Source organism: Microbulbifer sp. ABF4_143, assembly GCF_056160225.1.
The window spans coordinates 1-21,775 of sequence record NZ_JBSWWT010000025.1 but is presented as its reverse complement, the minus strand read 5'-3'; the positions used below and the strand labels follow the sequence as shown (position 1 = coordinate 21,775).

At 64.4% G+C, this 21,775-nt stretch carries 19 protein-coding genes; 7 read left to right on the top strand and 12 right to left on the bottom strand.

Translation table 11 applies throughout. From position 1 onward, the window contains the following. Positions 1 to 39: 39 nt before the first annotated feature. From ACXAF3_RS16160 to ACXAF3_RS16135, 6 genes are all read right to left on the bottom strand, one after another. Complete coding sequence (locus ACXAF3_RS16160; protein WP_475113332.1) at positions 40 to 3,666, bottom strand: ATP-binding protein; 3,627 nt, start codon at positions 3,664 to 3,666, stop codon at positions 40 to 42. 129 nt (positions 3,667 to 3,795) lie between these two features. Continuing rightward, on the bottom strand, positions 3,796 to 4,506 hold the full coding sequence (locus ACXAF3_RS16155) for a DUF4194 domain-containing protein (RefSeq protein WP_475113331.1): 711 nt from the start codon (positions 4,504 to 4,506) through the stop codon (positions 3,796 to 3,798). Beyond that, positions 4,499 to 5,926, bottom strand: a complete 1,428-nt coding sequence (locus tag ACXAF3_RS16150; protein WP_475113330.1) for a Wadjet anti-phage system protein JetA family protein — start codon at positions 5,924 to 5,926, stop codon at positions 4,499 to 4,501. The genes ACXAF3_RS16155 and ACXAF3_RS16150 overlap by 8 nt, the downstream gene beginning before the upstream one ends. Positions 5,927 to 5,941: 15 nt before the next feature. Further along, positions 5,942 to 6,130: a DUF3012 domain-containing protein gene (locus ACXAF3_RS16145; protein WP_475113329.1), complete on the bottom strand. Its 189-nt coding sequence runs from the start codon at positions 6,128 to 6,130 to the stop codon at positions 5,942 to 5,944. A gap of 130 nt (positions 6,131 to 6,260) precedes the next feature. Next, positions 6,261 to 7,637: a cysteine--tRNA ligase gene (cysS, locus tag ACXAF3_RS16140; RefSeq protein ID WP_475113328.1), complete on the bottom strand. Its 1,377-nt coding sequence runs from the start codon at positions 7,635 to 7,637 to the stop codon at positions 6,261 to 6,263. A 57-nt stretch (positions 7,638 to 7,694) separates the two neighbouring features. Beyond that, a complete protein-coding gene (locus ACXAF3_RS16135; RefSeq protein WP_475113327.1) occupies positions 7,695 to 9,371 on the bottom strand; it encodes a glutamine--tRNA ligase/YqeY domain fusion protein in 1,677 nt (558 codons plus the stop codon). Positions 9,372 to 9,569: 198 nt separating this feature from the next. Here ACXAF3_RS16135 and ACXAF3_RS16130 point away from each other — a divergent pair, with 198 nt between their 5' ends. The 4 genes from ACXAF3_RS16130 to ACXAF3_RS16115 all read left to right on the top strand — a co-directional run bounded on the left by ACXAF3_RS16130 (position 9,570) and on the right by ACXAF3_RS16115 (position 12,348). Then, a complete protein-coding gene (locus ACXAF3_RS16130) occupies positions 9,570 to 10,067 on the top strand; it encodes a peptidylprolyl isomerase (RefSeq protein ID WP_475113326.1) in 498 nt (165 codons plus the stop codon). A gap of 120 nt (positions 10,068 to 10,187) precedes the next feature. Continuing rightward, the gene (locus ACXAF3_RS16125) at positions 10,188 to 10,913 is read left to right on the top strand and encodes a UDP-2,3-diacylglucosamine diphosphatase (RefSeq protein ID WP_475113325.1); all 726 of its coding nucleotides are present in this window, start codon (positions 10,188 to 10,190) and stop codon (positions 10,911 to 10,913) included. A gap of 122 nt (positions 10,914 to 11,035) precedes the next feature. After that, complete coding sequence (locus ACXAF3_RS16120; protein WP_475113324.1) at positions 11,036 to 12,199, top strand: saccharopine dehydrogenase family protein; 1,164 nt, start codon at positions 11,036 to 11,038, stop codon at positions 12,197 to 12,199. Next, complete coding sequence (locus ACXAF3_RS16115) at positions 12,196 to 12,348, top strand: DUF2269 family protein (RefSeq protein WP_475113323.1); 153 nt, start codon at positions 12,196 to 12,198, stop codon at positions 12,346 to 12,348. Before ACXAF3_RS16120 ends, ACXAF3_RS16115 begins: the two co-directional genes overlap by 4 nt. A gap of 36 nt (positions 12,349 to 12,384) precedes the next feature. Here the strand turns inward: ACXAF3_RS16115 and ACXAF3_RS16110 are convergent, their stop codons facing one another. Beyond that, on the bottom strand, positions 12,385 to 14,370 hold the full coding sequence (locus tag ACXAF3_RS16110) for a DNA topoisomerase III (protein WP_475113322.1): 1,986 nt from the start codon (positions 14,368 to 14,370) through the stop codon (positions 12,385 to 12,387). Positions 14,371 to 14,503: 133 nt separating this feature from the next. Continuing rightward, entirely contained in the window at positions 14,504 to 15,136 is a 633-nt protein-coding gene (locus ACXAF3_RS16105) for a malonic semialdehyde reductase (protein WP_475113321.1), read from the bottom strand. 75 nt (positions 15,137 to 15,211) lie between these two features. On the opposite strand from ACXAF3_RS16105, the gene ACXAF3_RS16100 reads away from it, so the two are divergent. Then, on the top strand, positions 15,212 to 15,472 hold the full coding sequence (locus tag ACXAF3_RS16100) for a DUF3081 family protein (RefSeq protein WP_475113320.1): 261 nt from the start codon (positions 15,212 to 15,214) through the stop codon (positions 15,470 to 15,472). 166 nt (positions 15,473 to 15,638) lie between these two features. Here the strand turns inward: ACXAF3_RS16100 and ACXAF3_RS16095 are convergent, their stop codons facing one another. Both ACXAF3_RS16095 and ACXAF3_RS16090 read right to left on the bottom strand, forming a co-directional pair. Further along, the gene (locus ACXAF3_RS16095; protein WP_475113319.1) at positions 15,639 to 16,253 is read right to left on the bottom strand and encodes a MiaE family protein; all 615 of its coding nucleotides are present in this window, start codon (positions 16,251 to 16,253) and stop codon (positions 15,639 to 15,641) included. Positions 16,254 to 16,310: 57 nt separating this feature from the next. Beyond that, complete coding sequence (locus ACXAF3_RS16090; protein WP_475113318.1) at positions 16,311 to 17,048, bottom strand: iron-containing redox enzyme family protein; 738 nt, start codon at positions 17,046 to 17,048, stop codon at positions 16,311 to 16,313. A 160-nt stretch (positions 17,049 to 17,208) separates the two neighbouring features. Between ACXAF3_RS16090 and ACXAF3_RS16085 the strand changes: the two genes are divergently transcribed. Then, positions 17,209 to 18,126: a hypothetical protein gene (locus ACXAF3_RS16085; protein ID WP_475113317.1), complete on the top strand. Its 918-nt coding sequence runs from the start codon at positions 17,209 to 17,211 to the stop codon at positions 18,124 to 18,126. A gap of 19 nt (positions 18,127 to 18,145) precedes the next feature. Here ACXAF3_RS16085 and ACXAF3_RS16080 read toward each other — a convergent pair whose 3' ends face one another. Beyond that, entirely contained in the window at positions 18,146 to 18,601 is a 456-nt protein-coding gene (locus tag ACXAF3_RS16080) for a DUF1289 domain-containing protein (RefSeq protein WP_475113316.1), read from the bottom strand. 281 nt (positions 18,602 to 18,882) lie between these two features. On the opposite strand from ACXAF3_RS16080, the gene acnB reads away from it, so the two are divergent. Further along, entirely contained in the window at positions 18,883 to 21,498 is a 2,616-nt protein-coding gene (gene acnB, locus ACXAF3_RS16075; protein ID WP_475113315.1) for a bifunctional aconitate hydratase 2/2-methylisocitrate dehydratase, read from the top strand. A 58-nt stretch (positions 21,499 to 21,556) separates the two neighbouring features. Here acnB and ACXAF3_RS16070 read toward each other — a convergent pair. Next, positions 21,557 to 21,775 (bottom strand): transposase (locus ACXAF3_RS16070; RefSeq protein WP_475113314.1); only part of this gene is annotated, 219 nt, incomplete at its 5' end.

Here is a 21,775-nt window from a genome sequence, read left to right as displayed (position 1 = left end):
GGAGCGGTCATGGGCCGCTCCTACACGGGGTAGTCAGCCTCAACTCTCCACCAGCTCCATAAAGTCCAGCGACGCCTGCTGGCGTATCGTGCGGCGGTGATTGGCCCAGAGTTCGGCGATCCTATCGCGGTTGCAGACCTTGCGGTCCACGTACACGCGGGTGTGCAGCTGGCCGATCGGCTCGGGGCTCGGGCACTTGCTGAACACGAACTGGTTGGAGATCAGATCCATAAAGGGCCCCGACTTGCTGCTCGGCATGATAAACAGCAGCTGCAAGCCGAGGGTTTCGGTCAGATAGCGAATGACTTCCCGCGAGCGGGATTCGTCCATCTTCGAGAAGGCCTCGTCCACCAGCACCATCTGCAGGTGACTGCCGCCCTCATTGAAGCGGAAGGCCGAGGTCACCGCCGCGGAGCGGATAATGTAGGCGGGGGTCTCCAACTGTCCGCCGGAACCGGTGCCGTACTGGCTGAGCGCGATCGGCTCCTTGCCCTCCGGCTCCTTGAAGATTTCGTAGTTGCGGTAGTTTCTGTAGTCGCTGATACGCTCCAGCTCCCGCCGCGCGACCTGTTCGTCGTCGCTGAGCAGCATATTCAGCAGCTTGTCGCGCACCTTCTGCTGCGCGGGGCTCAGCTGCGCGTCGAATAGGCTCTCCTCCTCCCCCAGGTTGGGCAGTTCGATCACCGCCTTGAAGAAACTCCAGTACTCCTTGAACTCCGGCACCCAACTGTAGGCGAAGCGGAAGCGCTCGCGGTCGGCGCCGAAGCGGTGGTGTTCCAGCTCCCGGTTCAGGTCGTCCAGCACCCGCTTGCCGTCGTTGATGGACTGGTAGATGGCGTGGCACAGGTGGGTGACGAAGGTGGTGTTGAAGGATTTCTTCAACCCCACCAATTGCTCGTGGCGCTCCACCAGCAGATTGTTTTTCAGGCGGTTGCGCAGCGCTTCCACCTGTTGCTGCAGGCCGCACACCAACTTGAACTGTCCCTCGTCGTGGCCGGCGGAAAAATCCGGATCAAACGCCAGGGTGTCGCCGGTGCCACAGCTGCCGTTGTAATCCCTGACGCCGTTGAGCAGTTGGCTCTGGTATTTCTGCAGCAGCCCCTGCCACTCTTCCAGATCCTTGGCAAAATCGAAATCGCCCCCGGCGCGCGCGGCCTGCTCGTCGGCGCGGTGCAGTACCGAGTCGGCGTCGAAGTCCGGGCTGACCTGCGCTATCCGCTGTACCGCCGCCTCGCAGTCCGACAGGTTTTCCTCCAGGGCATCCAGCTGGGATGCGAGGCCCTTCAGCTGCCGCTCGATATTCTCCAGGTCCCCCTCGAGCTTGCCCTCCTGCTTCTGCAGGGCCGCCTGGGCACGGCGCTCCGCCTCCAACTTGTCGTGCAGCGCCGATGCCTGGCGCTCCAGTTCGATGCCGTCTTCGAGATCCAGGTTCGCCAGGGCCTGTTCCGCACTGCGCAATTCGCGCTGGGCCGCCAGCGCCCCGTCGACGGACTCGAGCAGTCGCAGCGGCGTAAAGGCGCGCACCGCCTCGGACAGTTTGCGCAGCTGCTGCTGGTATTCCCCCAACTGGGCCGCCTCCGCCAGCATCTGCTCCAGCGCCTGGCGCTGGGCCGCCAGCGCTCTGGCGCGGGCGGCCTGACCGAAGACCAGGTCCGCATCGTCGATATCGCAGCGCCACATGCTGTAGTTGCCGCTGGCCAGGCCGTCCGCGGTCAGGCCGCGACGGGTTCCGCGCAGTTCGTTTTCGTCGCGCACCTGCAGTACCGAGCCGTAGGAGGCGCGCAGATAGTATTCGGCGGTCTTGTGGCTGAATGCCATCAGCTCGACGATGGACCCCTTGGGCAGCGGCACCCGCTCCGCGTCGCGGCGTGCCTTGTCCCCCTGGATCACCCGCGCGCGGTTGCTCCTGCCGGGCAGGCTGCGGACTATGCGGATGGCCGCGGCCTCGCAATCCGGCTCCACGATAATCGAGAAGCGCGCGCCGCCGAGGTAGCCCTCCACCGCCATCTGCCAGCGCTCGTCCAGCACCTCCACATAGTCACACAGCACCCGCGGTTCCGCCTGCGGACACTGTTCGCGGATCGCCGCCAGCGCCTGCTCCACCGCCTGCGGATAGCGCACGCGATTGGATTCCAAATGCTGGATGCGGCTTTCCTGGGCGTGCAGCTGCTTCTGCATCTGCTGCACTTTCAGCGCGCCGCGCGATACCAGCTCCGCCACCTCTTCCCGCAGCGACTTGCGACTAGGATCCGAGTCGTCCAACTGGCTGGCGAGGCGGTTCTGCACGGCCTCCGCGGCGGCCACCTGCTCGCGCAGGGACTCCTGTGCCGACAGGTCGATCCAGTCCCGGCCGAGCAGATTCTGCAGGTCCGGCAGATCCTCCGCGCGGGCGGCGGCCTTGACCGCCTTCCCGAGCCCCTGGTCGGCGAATGCCGGAATATCCACGGAAATGGAAGTGGTATTGATCATCGCCAGCAGATCGGCCGCCGCGGCGCGATTGGCCGCGAAAGCCTGCTGCTGTGCCGACAGCGGATTGGCCAGCGCCGACAGAGCGCGGTTGGCGTCGGCGATCCTCTGCTCCAGCTCATCTTTGCTGCGCAGCGCGGCAATACCCTGGCGCTGGGCCTGAACCTCCACCAGTTGCCGGGACAGTTCACGGCAGCGCTGTTCCGCCAGCCGAAGCTCCTGACCGGTGCGCTCCAGCTCGGCGCCCACCGCCTTCTGCCGGCTCTTTCCTTCCAGGTAGGTTTTCTGCACCTGCAGCTGCCGGTGCTTGGACTGCAGGTATTCATGCACCCGCAGCTGCCGCCAGCGCTCGGTGTAGAGATCGGACGCCTCGGCGATCTGCTGCAGCGCGTCTATGCGCTCGACAATTTCACGCGCCTCCTGCTCCATACCGTGGATGGTTTTCATCAACTCGGAAACGGAGCGTATTGCATCGCCCAGGTCGCGCTTCTCCAACACCTCCTGCGCGACGAAATCGTTGATGCTCTTGACCGGCTTGTAAGCCATGAAGTTGGCAAAGGTACGCGCCGCGTGCATCGCCTCGCGATCCGGCACCGCGTCGCGGCGGCCGCGCAGGGCGCCGTACAGGCGGCGCAGGTAGGCCTTTTTCTTGTCGTACTGCTCGACTTTCTCGAACTGCTTGCTGAGCACCGAGTGGAACTTGTCCAGCGGCAGCAGGTGCTTGCCGTCCTTGTAGTCGCGGATAAAGTCGCCGATGGACAGCTGCTCGCCGGGGAAAATAAAGAAACGCAGATCGCTCTGGCGCGCCTGCGCCGGCTTGGTGCTGGTGTCCAGGTGGGCGCGTATCGCCATCACCGAGGTGAAGGGCTCGCCGTCCTCGCCGCTGGTCGGGTAGAAGACACCGGCGATATAACAATCGGTTGGCTGCAGACGCGCGTAGCTGCCGTCGTCACAGCCGAGCACATAGGAGGCGAGCGTGCGCACCTGCTTGCCACCGCGGCCGCGCTGGGTGGTCTCGTCCTGGCCCGGGTTGAAGGTAAACAGCGTGTCGTGGGCCGCGGTCATCAGCGTCTGGATCGCGTCGGCGGCCGTGGTCTTGCCGGAGCCGTTGCCGCCGGAAAACAGGTTGATGGGGCCGAATTCGTATTCCAGCTGGGGAATATTGCCCCAGTTGATCAGGATCAGTTTTTTCAGAAACATAAGGGTTCCCGCACGGGGAGCATCTTCACAAATTTTGTTTTTGCTGCATTTGTAGGATGGGCAGAGCGCAGCGTGCCCATCAACCCCAATTGATGGGCACGTCGCTACGCTCCTTTGCCCATCCTACAGTCAGTCGTTGGCCGGATTCGGTTCGGCAAAGAGACTGTGGTCTTCGCTGTCCGGCGTGATGCGCTCTTCAGTTTCCCGTTCCTTCGGCTGCCCGTCGAGCAGCTGCCGCAGCGCCTCCTCGCCGACGAAGTGCGCGATGGTCGGGCGCACGCGCAGCCAGATATCCGCGGCCGCTTCGGAGTCCTCGCCGGCGAACTGCACCAGGCGCAGCTGGCGCAGTTTCTTCAGCAGGTTTTTGCGTTCCGCCAGCTTGTCCGGCAGGGACATTTTCAGCAGGTTGCGCAGCCCCAGCTCCAGCGCTTCGAGTGAGAGGGCCGCGCAGCCGTTTTCGTCCACCTGCCCTTCCCGCAGCGCCTTGTCGTATTCGACCCGCAGCACCAGTATCGCGGCCACCTCCTGCTGGGTCAGGCGCGCGCGGAAGCCGCCGTGGTGGGGCTCCTCCTGGTCCGGCAGGCCCGGCACTTCGGCACCGGGCGGATAGACGCGGATAAACTGGAAGCGGCTGTCGTGCTGCAGGCGCAGTCCCAGCGGTGCCAGCCACTCGCGCACCAGCTGTTCGCAGCGCTGGAAGCGGTCGTACAACTGCGTTTCCACCTGGCTCTCGTCGCGGCAGATAACGCCGTAATCCAGCAGCCGCACCAGCAGTTCGGAGAACTCCCCGCGGGTCAGGCGACACTGGGTCAGCGCTTCTTCCAAGGCCTGTTCAATCACTTTCTTTCACTTCCAGGATATATTCGTCGAACTTCTCGAAATAGTCGTTGCTGGCAGTCTCGCCGGTGAAACGCACTTCCAGGGTGGCGATACCGCTCTGGTTGACCGCCGCGGCCTCCAGCGCGTGGCTCATGGCGAGCAGGTCGCGGGCGTCTTTCAACGGCAGATCGCGGCTGTTGATACGGCGGCCGCTGCCCAGAGCCGTTTGCAGATAGTCGCGCAGGTGGCCACTGTTGAAGTTGAAGGCCTGGTCCAGCAGCTGCTGCAGGGCGATCTCCCGGCGGTTTTCCTCCGCCAGCGGCGCCTGCTCCTCCACCCGGGTATTGACCGGCTGGCGGCGGCTGCGCTGCCACAGCTGGGTCTGTTTGGGGTCGAACAGGCGCAGCTGGAAGCCGCCCATCTGCTCGCCGAGTTTTTCCAGCAGTGCGGATTTGTGCGGGTTGTCGCCGAGGCGCTGACACAGGTCGGCGAAGTCGCCATCCGACTGGCTGTGCAGGTAGCTGAGCTGGCGGATGATGATATCGGCGCGCTTGGTAAAGCCCTGCAGCGCGCGGCGCAGCGCCGGCAGCTTCACTTCGCAGGCGCGGCGCATGCGGTCCTCGATGGTGTCGAGCATCAGCCACAGCAGAGAGCGCCCCTCTTCCACCAGCTCCGGCAGCAGCTGGCGCAGGCGCTTTTCCCACTCGGCCTTGGCGAGCTTGTCCTTGCGACGGATACGCGCGATAACCTTGCCGATCGCATCGCGGTGCTTCTCCACGCTGTCCGCGGACAGGCGGATCGCCAGGTCCGGCTGGAAGCGGCTCTCCATAAAGGAAAAGAACTCGTCGGTGGCCTGCTGCACCAGCAGCTGCGCCTCCACCTCGCGCACCAGCTCGCGCTTGCGCTCCTCGAGCTCGGCGATCATATCGGTGAAGTCGGCGACGATGCGCTCCGAGTATTCCCAGGCGTCGATCAGGTCGTGGATCTCGCCGCGGCTGGCAAATGCCTCCAGTGCGTTGAGGGTGTTGCGCGTGTTGCGGTGGCGGGTGCGCACGCGGGTGCTGTTCACCTCCACCAGCGGCTGGGTGAACAGGCGGCCGCGGCGGCTGAACGGATAGCTGGCGGACAGGGTCGCGCTGTCCACCTGTTTTTCCAGCCAGCCGTGTTCCACCAGACTGTTTAGCACCCATACAGCCTGCTCGCGCAGGTTGCGGAAACGGCCTTCGGAGTCCTGGTTGCTGTCATCGCTGTCCAGCTGCGGCGCGCGAGTCAGTGCCTCGGAAAAGATTTCGAGTATCTGCTCGCGCGCCAGCGACTCGCCGTAGTCCGCCTTGGCGGTATACAGGCGCTCGTACAGCAGGCGCAGGCACTCGACCACCTGCGCGCGGTACTTTCCGGTCAGCGGGCGGAAGAAGTGCTGGTAGGGATCGTCGAAGAACAACCGCGTCGCTTCCGCTTACTCTTCTTCGGGCTTCTGGTTGAACACGCAGTATTTGGTGTAGTCGCTGGCGTCGTTCAGGGTCCACTCGCCCTTCGGGACCTCGTCCATTTTTTTGCACCACTTCTCCGAGCCGCGCTTCGGCTCGCAGGCGGTCAGGGTCAACAGGGCGACGACAGCGGTGGTGAGGGTAACTATTTTTTTCATTCTAGTTTCTGTCTATTTGCAGGATGGGCAAAGCGCAGCGCGCCCATCAAACTGCGGTGATGGGCACGCTGCGCTTTGCCCATCCTACGGTACGCTTACCTCTCCCCCAAGGGGCGGAGGGAGAAAACACTTACTCGCGACGCCACTTGGTGCCTTCACGGCTGTCTTCCAGCACCACTCCCTTGGCCTTCAGCTCCTCGCGGATCTCATCGGCGCGGGCGAAGTTTCTGTCCTTCTTGCTCTGGGCGCGCTCGGCGATCAGCCGTTCGATTTCGTCTTCACTGATCTCCTCCTCGCCGCCGCGGGACTGCTTGAACCAGGCCTCGGCGTCCTGCTGCAATATGCCGAGCATCTCGCCGGCGGCCAGCAGCTCGCCCTTGAGGCGCGGCCTGTCGGCGGGGGCCGCCTTGTTCAGCGCCTTGGCCAGCTGGTGCATTTCGCTGATCGCGATCGGCGTGTTCAAGTCGTCCTCCAGCGCGGCGATAAATGCACTGCCCTCCAGATCGGCCGCTGCGGCTTCCACCTCTGCGGTTTCGCGCAGGGCGCCGTAGAGGGAGTCGAGGCTGCGCTGGGCCTGGTCCAGCAGGTCGGCGCTGAAATTCAGCTCCGAGCGATAGTGGGCGGAGAGCAGCGCGAAGCGCAGCACCTCGCCCGGGTACTGTTTGAGCAGGTCGTTGACCATGCGGAAGTTGCCCAGGGACTTGGACATCTTCTCGCCGTCAATATTGACGTAGCCGTTGTGCATCCAGTAGCGCACGAAGTCGACGCCGTTGGCGCAGCAGCTCTGGGCGCGCTCGTTTTCGTGGTGCGGGAAGGTCAGGTCGCGGCCGCCGCCGTGGATATCGATGGTGTCGCCCAGGTGCTTTTTGATCATCGCCGAGCACTCCAGGTGCCAGCCCGGGCGGCCGCGGCCCCAGGGGCTGTCCCAGCCGGGCTCGTCGTCTTTGGACGGTTTCCACAGCACGAAGTCGCCGGCGTACTTCTTGTAGGGTGCGACCTCGACGCGGGCGCCGGCGAGCATATCGTCCAGGGAGCGCTTGGACAGCTTGCCGTAGTCCTCCATCGTGTCCACCGCGAAAAGTACATGGCCCTCCGCCGCGTAGGCGTGGCCCTTCTCGATCAGCCGCTCGATCATGTCGATCATTTCCGGCAGGTGTTGGGTTGCGTAGGGGATGACGTCCGGCTCCAGGTTGTTGAGCGCGGCCATATCCTCGAAATAGGCCTGGGCGAAGCGCGCCGACAGGGCGCCGATCTCCTCGCCGTTGTCGCGCGCGGCCTTCATGATCTTGTCGTCGATATCGGTGATATTGCGCGCGTAGACCACGTCGCTGAAGTTTTTCTTCAGCAGCCGGTAGAGGGTGTCGAACACCACCGCCGGGCGCGCGTTGCCGATATGCACGCGGTTGTAGACGGTGGGGCCGCAGACGTACATGCGCACGCGGTCTTCCACCAGCGGGGTGAAGGTTTCTTTCTGTCCGGAGAAGGTGTTGTAGAGCTGTAGAGGCATTGTTTCTCGCAAATTGATCTTGCCGTGGCGGATGATGGGCAGGCTTTGCTTTGCCCATCAACCCTTCGCCTGTTCCTTGGCCCAGCTGTCGCGCAGGCCGATGGTGCGGTTGAAGACCGGCTTTTCCGCGCTGCCGTACTTGTTGTCGCGGCAGAAGTAGCCGTTGCGCTCGAACTGGTAGCTCCGCTCCGGCTCCGCCTGTGCCAGTCCAATTTCGGCCTTGCAGCCTTGCAGAATCTTCAAGTTGCCCGGGTTGACGAAATCGAGGAAGTTCTTGTCCCCCGCGTCCGGCGCCGGATCGCTGAACAGGCGGTCGTAGAGGCGTACCTCGCAGTCCACATTCTTCTCCGCCGAGACCCAGTGGATCACGCCCTTCGGCTTGACGCCGTCCGCCGGATCCTTGCCGAGGGTGTCCAGGTCCACGGAGCAGATGACCTCGACGATTTCGCCGGCGTCGTTCCTGACCACCTCGTCCGCCTGAATCACATAGGCGTTTCGCAGGCGCACCTTTTTGCCCAGCACCAGGCGCTTGTACTTCTTGTTGGCCTCCTCGCGGAAGTCCTCTTTCTCAATATAGAGGGTGCGGGTAAACGGCAGTTCCCGCGCCGGCAGGTCGTCGCGCACCGGGTGGCCGGGGGCGGACAGGATTTCCTCCCTGCCTTCCGGGTAATTGCTCAGCGTGACCTTGAGCGGCTCCATCACGCACATGGCGCGGGGGGCAGTCTTGTCCAGCTCGTCGCGGATGCAGTACTCCAGCATGCCCACGTCCACGACCGAGTCGGAGCGGGTCACACCGATCATCTCACAGAAGTTGCGAATGGCCGCCGGCGGCACGCCGCGGCGGCGCTGGCCGGACAGGGTCGGCATACGCGGGTCGTCCCAGCCGTCTACATGGCCCTCGTCCACCAGCTGCTTCAGCTTGCGTTTGGACACCACCGTGTAGTTCAGATTCAGGCGCGCGAACTCGTACTGGCGCGGGCGCGACGGCACCGGCAGGTTGTCGATAAACCAGTCGTACAGCGGCCTGTGGTCCTCGAACTCCAGGGTGCAGATGGAGTGGCTGATACCCTCTATCGCATCCGACTGGCCGTGGGCGAAGTCGTAGCTGGGGTAGATGCACCACTTGTCGCCGGTCTGGTGGTGGGCCATCTTCTTGATGCGGTAGATGATCGGGTCGCGCAGGTTGATATTGGGCGCGGCCATATCGATCTTGGCGCGCAGGCTGCACTGGCCCTCTTCGAATTCGCCATTCTTCATCTGTTCGAACAGCGCCAGGTTCTCCTCCACCGAGCGGTCGCGGTAGGGGCTGTTTTTGCCCGGCTCGGTCAGGGTGCCGCGGTATTGGCGCGCCTCCTCCGGGGACAGGTGGCAGACGTAGGCCTTGCCCTCTTTGATCAGGTGCAGGGCCCACTCGTACAGCTGGTCGAAGTAATCCGAGGTGTATCTGGCCTCGCCGTTCCACTCGAAGCCGAGCCAGGAGACGTCGCGCTTGATCGCGTCTACATACTCTTCCTCTTCCTTGGCCGGGTTGGTGTCGTCGAAGCGCAGGTTGCAGGTGCCGCCGAACTCCTGCGCCAGGCCGAAGTTGAGGCAGATGGACTTGGCGTGGCCGATATGCAGGTAGCCGTTGGGCTCCGGCGGGAAGCGCGTGGCCAGTTGGGACACCCGGCCCTCGGCCAGGTCTTCGCGAATAATGTTCTGTAAAAAGTGAGCGGGCTTGCTCTCGGATGTCATAGGATTCTCTTACAGCTGTGCGAATGTAAGCGGCGGATTATAGCCTAGTTGAGCGGCAGAATATCGGTTTTGCTGTGGGCACTTACGGCGCCATCAGGCCATTTTTTGTACAGAGCGGGCGCAGCCGCCGCGCCGCCGTTTTACAGCCCCGGGCGACAGGGTATTATGCCGCCCCAAATTCACCCATCAGGATATTTTATGATCACCCTGCATACGACTCACGGCGACATCGCCATCGAACTGGACTTTGACAAGGCTCCCAAGACCGCGGCCAACTTCCTGCAATACTGCCGCGACGGCTTCTACACCGGCACCATCTTTCACCGGGTGATCGACAACTTCATGATCCAGGGCGGCGGCATGACCCCGGACATGCAGCAGAAAGAGACCCGCGAGCCGATCGAGAACGAAGCCGACAACGGCCTCAAGAACGACACCGGCACCGTCGCCATGGCCCGCACCATGGACCCCCACTCCGCCAGTTCCCAGTTCTTTATCAACGTAAAGGACAACGACTTCCTGAACTTCCGCAGTAAGGACCCGCAGGGCTGGGGCTACTGTGTGTTCGGCAAGGTCGTGGACGGCATGGACGTGGTCAACAAGATCAAGAGCGTCAAGACCGGCAGCAAGGGCTTCCACCAGGACGTGCCGCTGGAGACCATCGAGATCACCGGCGTGACCATCGCCGAGGACTGATCCCCCTCCCCTCTGTAGGAGCGGCCCATAACCGCGACAGGTGTATGCCACTCAGGCAGATCTATCGCGGCCATGGGCCGCTCCTACAAGGGTCAATTCCACTCCAAGGAAGCGAGCACAGTGACCAGCTACCTGATCTCCGACCTGCACCTGGACGAGAGCCGCCCGCAGATCAGCGAGGCCTTCTTCGACTTCCTGCGCGGTCCCGCCGCCGGCGCCGAGGCGCTGTATATCCTCGGCGACTTCTTCGAGGTGTGGATCGGCGATGACGACGACGCGCCGCTGGCCGCGGAGGTGGCCGAAGCGCTGAGCCGCTACAGCGGCAGCGGCGCCGAGCTGTACCTGATGCACGGCAACCGCGACTTTCTGCTCGGCCAGGACTTCGCCCGGCGCGCCGGCGCGGTGCTGCTGCCGGATCCGAGCACCGTCACCCTGGCCGGGCAAAAGGTCCTGCTGATGCACGGCGACAGCCTCTGTACCCGCGACAGCGAGTATATGGCCTTCCGCCGGCAGGCCCGCGATCCCAACTGGCAGCGGCAGCTGCTGGCCAAGCCCGTCGAGGAGCGGCGCGCTATCGCCGCGCAGATCCGCACCGTATCCAAGTCCATGAACAGCCGCAAGGCCGAGGACATCATGGACGTAACACAGGAAGAGGTGGAAAGGGTCATGCGCGAACAGGGGGTGCGCACCCTGATCCACGGCCACACCCACAGACCCGCGCGCCACCAGCTGACCCTCGACGGCGAGGCGGCCGAGCGCATAGTGCTCGGCGACTGGGGCGAGCGGGGCTGGTGCGTAAAGGCGGACAAAGACTCGCTTGAACTGATCCACTGGCCCATAGGATGATTCGGGCATAGTGCTGTAGGGGCGGCCCATGGCCGCGATTGAAATCGGGGGAACCCCGTAGCCCGATCGCGGCCAAGGGCCGCTCCTACAGGGGCAGAGGCAAAGGATTGGAGTGCACCGGGATGGTCAAGAATTACAGGAAGCGCGTACTGATTCTCGGTGGCTACGGCACCTTCGGCGCGCGCATAGCGCAGATGCTCAGCGGCGAGCCGGATCTGCAGCTGATCATCGCCGGGCGCGACAAACGCAAGGCGGAACTCTGCGCCGCCAAGCTGCCCGGCCTCGCCGAGGGGCTGCGCCTTGAGCGCGACGCCATCAACCTGGCCGCACAGCTGAAGGCCCTGCACCTGGACCTGCTGATTCACTGCGCCGGCCCCTTCCAGCGGGAGACCGACTACCGCGTCGCCCGGGCCTGCATCGAATCCGCCACCCCCTATATCGATATCGCCGACGCGCGCCGCTATGTGTGCGACTTCCACCGCCTGTCCCCCGCCGCCGAGGCCGCCGGCATTGCGATGATATCCGGCGCCAGCAGCCTGCCGGCCCTCAGCTCCGCGGCGCTGAAGGAAATCCAGCGGGAGCTGCCGGCTATCCGCTCGGTGGAGATCGCGATAGCGCCGGCGCATCGGATAGAGCGCGGCCTGGCGACGGTGCGCGCCGGCTTTGAATCCCTCGGCGACAGCTTTCCGCTGCTGCGGAACGGCCGCTGGCGCGAGTCCTTCGCCGGCAACCGCCTGCGCCGGGTCAAGCTGGCGCACCCGGTGGGCGAGCGCTGGCTGTGCGACTTCGACGTACCGGACCTGGAACTCTGCCCGCGACACCTCCCAGAACTGCAGAGTGCGCGCTTCGCCACCGGGGTCGAGCCGCGCACACTGCAGACCGGGCTGACACTCTGCGCGCACCTGGCGCGGCTGAACCTGCCCGCCACCAATCCCGGCCTCGCGCACCTCGGCCACAGACTCGCCAAACTCTGGCCCGGCGGCAGCTGCCACGGCGGCATGCTGGTGCGCGCCGAAGGCGAGAACCGGCGCGGCGAAGCCGACGCATTCCAGTGGCAGGCTCTCGGCCTGAACGGCGACGGCCCCTGGATTCCCGCCGCCCCGGCCGCGGCCATGGCGCGCAAGCTGCTGCGCGGCGACTGGCCGCACCGGGGCGCCACCGCCTGCTGGCAGCTACTGACGGTCGATGAGATCCTGGCGGAACTGACGCCCTACTCCGTGGTTACCGCGATGGAGCGGCTCGAATTCCACGCGCCGATGGCACCGAGACTGGCTGCGCCCCGATGAACCTCTACCTGACGCTTAAAGCGCTGCACGTTCTGAGCGCCATGGTCGTGCTCGGCACCGGTATCGGCATCGCCTGGTACACATTGCGCGGCTGGCGCTCTGGGGATCTGCGGGTATTGCGCTGGATCAGCCGCGGGACGGTGGCATAGTCGCCAAGCCTGGATTCCGGCGCGATATCCGCGCTGTCAGGCTTCACTCAATTCGCTCCTGGAACGGCGCCCGCCGGCCCGGCGACGCGGGCGATTTTTGCCCGAACGCTTTGCGGTTGCGCCCCTCTTGCCGGATCTGTAGCCGGCAGGCGCACCCGGTGCCTTGATACCGGCAAAGGCGCGGCTGTCCAGCGCGCTGGCCTGGCGCACCAGCGCCTGCAATTGCCGCTGCAAGGGCTGCATAAAGCCTTCATAATCCAGCTGCCGCCGGCTGATATCGTTCAGCTGGCGCTCCCATTGCGCCGTCATATCCGGTGCCGCCGTGCTTTCCGGCAGCGCCCGGATCAGGGCCCTGCCCAGGTCGGTGGCATGGATGCTTTTGCCCTGGCGCCGCAAAAAGCCGCGCTTGAACAGCAGCTCGATGATGCCCGCCCGGGTGGCCTCGGTACCCAGGCCGTCGGTGTCTTTCAGGATTTTCTTCAGTTCCGCATCGCGCACAAAGCGATTGATTCCTGTCATCGCCGCCAGCAGGCTGGCATCGCTGAAAGGTTTTGGAGGCTGGGTGTGCTTCTCATCCACGCGGGGCTCGCCACTCCACAACAGCTGCCCTTTTTTCACCTCGGGCAGCGGCGGGGATTCTTCCACTGGCGAGCGTGCGGGCACAGCCAGCTTCCAGCCGGGCTCAAGGGTTCGGCGCTCTTTGGCCACAAAGCGGCCGCCGGCAATGTTCAGCTCGATGCACAGCTCCAGGTATTGATGCCGCGGATAAAACTGCAGCAGATACTGCCGCGCAATCAGCTGATAGAGCTGCTGCTCCACCCTGCCGAGACGCGCCCAGGATGCCTGCCTGGTGGTGGGAATAATCCCGTGGTGGGCATCCACCTTGGCGTCGTTCCAGGCCTTGCTGCGCAGCGACCAGTCGGCGCCTGCGTGCACCGATTGCAGCGCGTCGCAGCCGGCCGCGATGGCCCCGCCAATCCGCTGGCGCTCGGCGTAATGCTCCGCGGGCAGATAGCGGCAGTCAGAGCGCGGATAGGTGATCAGCTGGTGTTTCTCGTACAGCACCTGGCAGGCATCCAGCACCTGTTTCGCACTCAGGCCAAACGCTTTCGCCGCGTCTATCTGCAGTGCCGACAGGTTGTACGGCAGAGGCGGCGCCTGCGTCTTCTGCTGCCGCTGCACCTGGGTGACGGTGGCAACCTGCTGGCGAATCCGGCTGGCCACATTGGCCGCCAGCTTGGGGTTGAGCACCCTGCCCTCGTCGTCCTGGTGGGGCGCGCAGGCTTCGCTGGGCTGCCAGAGGGCGTAAAAACTCAGCGGCTGCGACCTGTCTAAATGGATGGCGGCGCGCACCTCGTAATAGGGCCGGCTGACGAAGCGCGCTATCTCTTCGTCGCGGCGCACTACCAGGCCCAGCACCGGCGTCTGCACCCGCCCCACGGACAAGACCTGCTTCAGGCCGCCCTGCTGGCCTTTGACCGTGCAGGCGCGGGTCAGATTAATGCCGTACAGCCAGTCGGCGCGGCTGCGCGCCAGCGCCGATACCGACAGCGGCACAAACTCCCGGTTGGGGCGCATCTGCTGCAACGCCCGCGCCACCGCGCTGGGGTTCAGGTCGCTGACCAACAGGCGCTGCATCGCCTGTTTCTTCGCCGCCGGTACCTTGAGGTAATCGATCACCTCGTCGACCAGCAACTGGCCCTCGCGATCCGGGTCGCCGGCGTGCACCAGCTGATCCGCCTCCTTCACCAGTTTGCGCAGCAGCGCCAGCTGTTTGCGGGTGCCGCTTTTAGGTTGCAGCTGCCACTGCTGCGGCACTATCGGCAGTGCATCCAGGCGCCAGCGCCTGTAGGACGGGCTGTAGGCCTCCGGCTCCGCCTGCTCCAGCAGATGCCCGATGCACCAGCTCACCACGTCGCCATTGGCGGCGCGGATACAGCCCTCCTCCCTGCGCTGCGGCCCGGGCAGCACCGCGGCAATGGCGCGCCCCAGGCTGGGCTTTTCGGCGATAAACAGGCGCATTGAAGATTCACCGGTAACTGTTCAAATATACAGTATAACCCGGCGGTTTTTCGGAATTGAAGTCTCGATAAGCCCGGCCGCCGCTCTCGAATCCTTGAGCGGGGGAGATGCGGGCGGGCCGGCAGGTTGAAACTCAGAGGATCTTGCACACCTCGTCGAAATCAAACCGCGGGCCGCGCGGGTGCAGCAGCTGCGGGTCGCCGTAGCCGAGATTGCAGAGGAAATTCGACTTGATATGGCTGTCCGGGCAGTGCTCCTGCTGGAAGGCAGGCGTGCGGCCAGCCTCGCTGAAGAATTCGTGATCCACCAACGCGTTGTCAAAGCCGGACATGGGGCCGCAGTCCAGCCCCAGGGAGCGCGCGGCGAGGATAAAATAGCCGCCCTGCAGCGAGCCGTTGCGGAAGGCCGTTGCGGCGGCCAGCTCCGAGTTGTCCACATACCAGTCCCGCGCCGGCGCGTGGGGAAACAGCTTCGGCAGGTATTCGTAGAACTTCAGGTCGTGGGCGATGATCGCGGTGACCGGCGCGGCCATGGTCTTGTCGACGTTGCCCTCGTTCAGCGCCGGGCGCAGCCGCTCCTTGCCCTCCTTGGTTTTGATAAACACGATGCGCACCGGGCAGCAGTTGGCGCTGGTGGGTCCCATTTTCATCAGATCGTAGAGCCGCTGCAGCGTCTCGTCGCTCACCGGCCTGTCGAGCCAGTGACTGTGTGTTCGCGCCTCGGTAAACAGCTGCTTCAGGGATTCGTCGGGAAGCCTCTCGCCCATGACCGTCTCCTTGCAGACAATGCCGGTAACCTCTGACACTATAGTGTGTATCGGCAATGGGCAAAGAGCGTAATCGTGGAACAGGAACACAGGATAGACGTCAAGCAGGCGCTGCGCGTCTTCGACAAGGCCACCAGGGAAGGCGTCAGGGACGGCGACGGCTGGCGCTACCGCGGCCTGACCGTGAGTACGGATTTCGACGGCTATACGGTGTTTATCAACTCGGCCAGGGTGCAGCTGACCGTTTTCTTTCACAACAAGTACACGGTCGATTACCAGAACGCGCACGACCTGCAGGAATTTGTCGACCTGCTGGAAAAACTCGACCGGGATTGAGCCCCCTGTAGGAGCCTGCTTGCAGGCGATCAAATCGCCGGGGGCGATTTGGCGCAGCGAAGCTGCCCGACGGAGCGAGCCCTGGGATATGCCCAGCGAAAGACCGGACTCCCGCGGCCTTCGCCTGCAAGCGGGCTCCTACAAACCAATACAAGCCGCTGGAACGCTATTTAGGCACTCCGCTGTGAAAACGGAATTCGCCGTCCTCCCCCTCGACCAGCTCGCGCTCCACTTCCAGCAGCTGCCGCACCCGCGGCTCTATGTCCTCGGCTGTCGCCTTCCGGGCCAGCGTCAGGTAATCGCGGAAGTGGCGCGCCTCCGACTTCAGCAGTGACAGGTAGAACTTCTGCAGCTCCTCGTCCAGGTGCGGCGCTATACGCGCGAAGCGCTCGCAGGAGCGCGCCTCGATGATGGCGCCGCAGATCAATGTGTCCACCAGGCGTCCCGGCTCCTGGGAGCGCACCTGCGCGCGCAGACCCGCGGCGTAGCGGGAGGCGCTGATATGGGGATAGTCGATGCCGCGTTTCTGCATAATCGCCAGCACCTGCTCGAAGTGGCGCAACTCCTCCCGCGCCAGGCGCGACATCTTGTTCAGCAGCTCGAAATTGTCCAGATAGCGGAACATCAGGTTCAGCGCCGTGCCCGCAGCCTTCTTCTCGCAGTTGGCGTGGTCCACCAGCATCAGCTCCGGCTCCGCCAGGGCCGCCTGCACCCAGGCGTCCGGGGTCGGGCACAGCAGGAAATCGTGGATGGCGGACAGATCGGGGACTTGGGCGTTCATGGAAATTGCGACACTGCTTGGGAAAGCGCGGGATTATAGCCATCCGGCGCGGGAAATTCAGTGTCGCGGCTGCGCCGTCTTCACCAGCCCGCAGTGCTCGGCCACCTCGTCGCGGTATTTGAGCCAGGCGTGCAGCACCAGCCCCATCCAGTGCAGCACCAGGGGGCGCGCCGATTCGTCCACATAGTCCAACATCAGGTGCCAGGCCGCCTTGCGGTGCCCGCCCTCCACCTGGTGGTGCACCCGGCTCAGGGCCAGGTTCTGCACCGGCAGGCCGTAGTGTTTGACCAGCGGATGCTCCGAGGGCGCAAACTGCGGCCGCCGCGGCGCGCCCGGCTCCAGCTCGCCGCGCTCGTATTCCGTACCCTCGAGAAATATCGTCGTCACCGCCGCGCCCACCTCCCAGCCGTGACCTCCGGTGGCGTCGTCCAGCAGCGCGCGGAACTCCGCCGCCGCCGGCAGCAGCTGCACATGCTTGAAGCGGTCCAGGTTCATGCCCAACCCGCGGGGGTACTCGAGGAACAGCTCCGGGTGCGGCCGGCTGCCGCTCAGGCCGCCGGTCTCCTCCTCGTAGATGTTTTCCGCCAGCTCCCGGCGCACCGCGGCAAGCGGGCACTGGGTATAGGCGCGCGCGATCAGTATCGGGAAGTCGCGCACATAGGTGCCGTACTCCTGCTCCAGGTGGATATGCAGCCGCTCCTTGGGCACCTGCCCGCCGGTAAACGCCGGCCAGGCCCAATGCGACTTGCGCTCCATCACCCGCAGCAGTCCCTCTTTGAATTCCGAGCGGTTCATACCGGGCAATGGTAGGCGGGACGGCAGTTGCCCAGTAGCCCCCCGCCCCAATCAACCGGGCGCGGTATTTCCGTGGGTGGGGAGCTGTTAACGGCAAATTGATAACGGCTTATTAAGTGGGTTAATATTTTACCCATGAATTGAACCGGAAAACCGATAGATGACCGATCACCGCAAACTGGCGGCGACTGTTCCGCCGCTGCTGGAGCGGCTCCATGCCAGTGCCGCGGCCCTGCGCCAGTCCGTCGAGCGGCTGCAGGCTTCGCCCAAGCCCTGGCAGCACTACCTGCTGCAGCCGCCCTTCGCCCGGGACGCGGCGGAGCGCCTCGGCGGCAGTTTCGACCAGCCCTTCGCCCTCGCCGGTGCCCTCTTCGCACAGCTGGACTACTGCGACCCGCCGGGCGCCGGCGACGCCCGCGCCACGCTGCAGATTCCCGGGCTGCTGGCGGTACCGCCCGACACCCTCACCCTGGCCCGGCAACTAAACGCAGACAAGGAGGCCTTCGCCAAGGCCATCGCCGAATACAAGGCCGCCCTGGCCGAGCGCCCCGCCCCGGAGCGGGACCGCAGTGTGCGTGAGCTGCTCGCGGCCGCCGGCCACCCGCGCGCGCACCTGCGCCACTGCTACCGCCAGGTGCTGCTGTGCCCGGAGCGGCCGGATGCGATTGCGCTGTCCTGGATCAAGGCGCGCAAGTCGATTCGCAAGGTGGCGGTGCAGTGGTGCGAAAGAAAACTGCTACAGCTGGACCCGCAGGGCGCGGACCCGGGCATCCAGTACCAGCGCCAGCTGCTGGCCGGGCTGCACCGGAGCCAGCACGGGGACCTGCGCCAGGTACAGGTGCAGAGCCGGCCGAACCTGCAGGTGGCGGAGATATTCCGCGATGGCGACGGGGAGACTTACCGGCAGGTGGGCTACGCGGCCATGCCGGTACTAGTGCTGGCGGACGAGAGCGGCCGGCTGCCGGACTTTACCCGCGTCGACCACCAGCCGAGCCAGAGCCGGCGGCGACAGCGGCGGGATCTGGCGATCTCCTCGGAAGCATTTTTACCGGCGCTGCGGGTCTTTCTGCGAAAATAGCGCGCAAGGCGAGCCTATCTCAGGCCTGCTGCAGCCCGGGAGCGACGAAGCGCTGGTAGTAGGCCACCGACAGCGCGTAGAAATCCTCGTCGATGCGCCTGCGCAACTCCACCAGGGGTACGCCGAGCGCCTGAGGCGTCGGCTTTAGGCCGTAGTGGGCGGGATTCTCTATCTGGCTGGCGCCGGCGCGCAGCAGATCGAACACCCAGCAGTAGGGGTTCTGGGTCTCGTCGAAGCGGATCTGCTGGTGGCGCAGCTGCGCCAGCAGCAGGTTCTGATCCACTATCTCCAGTTGGCTGCGCACCGCGTTGGCCAGGTAGCCCTCGCGGCGCTCGGCGATAATCCGCCGCTGGTCCTCGGAGTAGGCATTCCAGTCGATCACCTCGTGGGCGAAACGCTTGCAGCCGCGGCAGACGTCGTCGCCAATGCCGGTGGAGCAGACGCCTATGCAGGGGGTGCGGACTTTTTTGTACATCGATCAACCAAGCCGGCCTGAAAAACGTGGCGGGTAGACTATTTTGTTTGGATTCCGAAAGGAAGATCGCAGCCCACGAATTAACCAAGATTCACCAAACAAATAGTGACAATTCGCGTAAGTTATTGATTTTTCAATAAACTTAACAGCATTAGGGCTTTACTGTAGAATTCGCCACCCGCCTCCAGCGGCACGAATGCAAAAAATCCCGGCACAGAGAAAAACGATCGGGAATTCCATCCGCTGTTGGTGCCACCCCACACACCAAGAGGGACTAATCCGTGCTTGAAGCCTATCGCAAACACGTCGCCGAACGCGCCGAACAGGGTATTCCGCCGAAGCCGCTGGACGCCGAACAAGTGGCCGGCCTGGTTGAACTGCTGAAGAATCCCCCCGCCGGCGAGGAACAGGAACTGGTAGAACTGCTCACCCACCGGGTACCGCCGGGTGTGGACGAGGCGGCCTATGTCAAGGCCGGCTTCCTGTCTGCCATCATCAAGGGCGAAGCGGAGTCCCCGCTGATCGATCGCGAGCACGCGGTCAAACTGCTGGGCCAGATGCTGGGCGGCTACAACATCGCCACCCTGGTCGAACTGCTGGACGACGCCGATCTGGGCGAGCTGGCCGCCGAGCAGCTGAAAGGCACCCTGCTGATGTTCGACGCCTTCCACGACGTAGAGGAGAAGGCCAAGGCCGGCAATGAAAACGCCAAGGCCGTGATCCAGTCCTGGGCCGACGGCGAGTGGTTCACCAAGCGCGACAAGGTGCCGCAAAGCATCAAGGTCGCCGTGTTCAAGGTGACCGGCGAAACCAACACCGACGACCTGTCCCCTGCCCCGGACGCCTGGTCCCGCCCGGATATCCCCCTGCACGCGCTGGCCATGTACAAAATGCCGCGCGAAGGCCTGGAGCCGGAAGAGCCCGGCGTCAAGGGCCCGCTGAAGCAGATCGAAGAAGTCAAGGCCAAGGGCCTGCCGGTGGCCTTCGTCGGCGACGTGGTCGGCACCGGCTCCTCGCGCAAGTCCGCCACCAACTCCGTGCTCTGGTACTTCGGCGAAGACCTGCCCGGCGTGCCGAACAAGAAAGGCGGCGGCATCTGCATCGGCGGCAAGGTGGCCCCGATCTTCTACAACACCATGGAAGACGCCGGCGCACTGGTGTTCGAAGCACCGGTGGACGAGCTGAACATGGGCGACATCATCGAGATACGCCCCTACGACGGCAAGATCCTGAGCGAGGATGGCAAGGTGCTGTCCGAATTCAAACTGAAGTCCGAAGTGCTGCTGGACGAAGTGCAGGCCGGCGGCCGCATCAACCTGATTATCGGCCGCGGACTGACCGGCAAGGCCCGCGAATCCCTCGGCCTGCCCCCCTCCGACCTGTTCCGCAAGCCGGAGCAGCCGAAGGACACCGGCAAGGGCTATACCCTGGCGCAGAAGATGGTCGGCAAGGCCTGCGGCATGGAGGGCGTGCGCCCCGGCACCTACTGCGAGCCGAAGATGACCACCGTGGGCTCCCAGGACACCACCGGCCCGATGACCCGCGACGAACTGAAAGACCTGGCCTGCCTGGGCTTCTCCGCGGACCTGGTGATGCAGTCCTTCTGCCACACCGCCGCCTACCCCAAGCCGGTGGATATCGACACCCAGCACACCCTGCCCGACTTCATTATGAACCGCGGCGGCGTGTCCCTGCGCCCCGGTGACGGCATCATCCACAGCTGGCTGAACCGCATGCTACTGCCCGACACCGTCGGCACCGGCGGCGACTCCCACACCCGCTTCCCGATGGGCATCTCCTTCCCGGCCGGCTCCGGTCTGGTGGCCTTCGCCGCCGCCACCGGCGTAATGCCGCTGGATATGCCGGAATCGGTACTGGTGCGCTTCAAGGGCGAGATGCAGCCCGGCATCACCCTGCGCGACCTGGTGCACGCCATCCCCTACTACGCGATCCAGCAGGGCCTGCTGACCGTGGAGAAGAAGGGCAAGAAGAACATCTTCTCCGGCCGCATCCTCGAGATCGAGGGCCTGGACAACCTGACCGTCGAGCAGGCGTTCGAGCTGTCTGACGCCTCCGCCGAGCGCTCCGCCGCCGGCTGTACCATCAAACTGCCGGAAGAGGCCATCGCCGAATACCTGCGCTCCAACATCACCCTGCTGCGCTGGATGATCGCCGAGGGCTACGGCTCCAAGCGCACCCTGGAGCGCCGCGCGCGCGCCATGGAAGAGTGGCTGGAGAACCCGCAGCTGATGGAAGCCGACAAGGACGCCGAGTACGCCGCGGTGATCGAGATCGACCTGGCCGAGGTGAAAGAGCCGATCGTCTGCGCCCCGAACGACCCGGACGACGCCCGCCTGCTGTCCGAAGTGGCCGGCGACAAGGTGGACGAGGTGTTCATCGGCTCCTGTATGACCAACATCGGCCACTTCCGCGCCGCGGGCAAGCTGCTGCAGCAGCACAAGGGCGGCATCTCCACCCGCATGTGGATCGCTCCGCCCACCAAGATGGACGAGCACCAGTTGATGGAGGAAGGCTACTACAACATCTACGGGGCCGCCGGTGCCCGCACCGAAATGCCCGGATGCTCCCTGTGTATGGGCAACCAGGCGCGCGTGGCCCCGAACAGCACCGTACTGTCCACCTCCACCCGCAACTTCCCCAACCGCCTCGGCGACGGTGCCAACGTGTACCTCACCTCGGCGGAACTGGCCTCCGTGGGCGCGATCCTCGGCAAACTGCCCACCCCGGAGGAATACCAGGAGTATGCGAAAAACATCAACTCCATGGCTGGCGAAATCTACCGCTACATGAACTTCGACCAGATTGAGGAATTCCAGAAATCTGCCGAAGAGGGCAAGCGGATCGCTGCTACTGAGATTCAGGAAGTCGCTGTTTAAGCGATAACCGGTCTCGCCCCGAAAAGCCCCGCCCTAAACGGCGGGGCTTTTTTTGGGTTCATCGCACTTTACCGGGAAACGCGGCTTTGATCTTTAGGAAGAAGTAGTCGTTGTCCCGGTATCCGTAGGCCGTGCGCTTGATCACCTTGATGCGGTTGTTCATGCTCTCCAGAACAGAGGTGTTTAGTCGGTAGGTAGCGCTGGCCACTATCCCCTCGACATAGCTGGACAACCTCCTGGCAAATCGCTGCACGGCCTCAAGGCCGCTTTCCCTGGC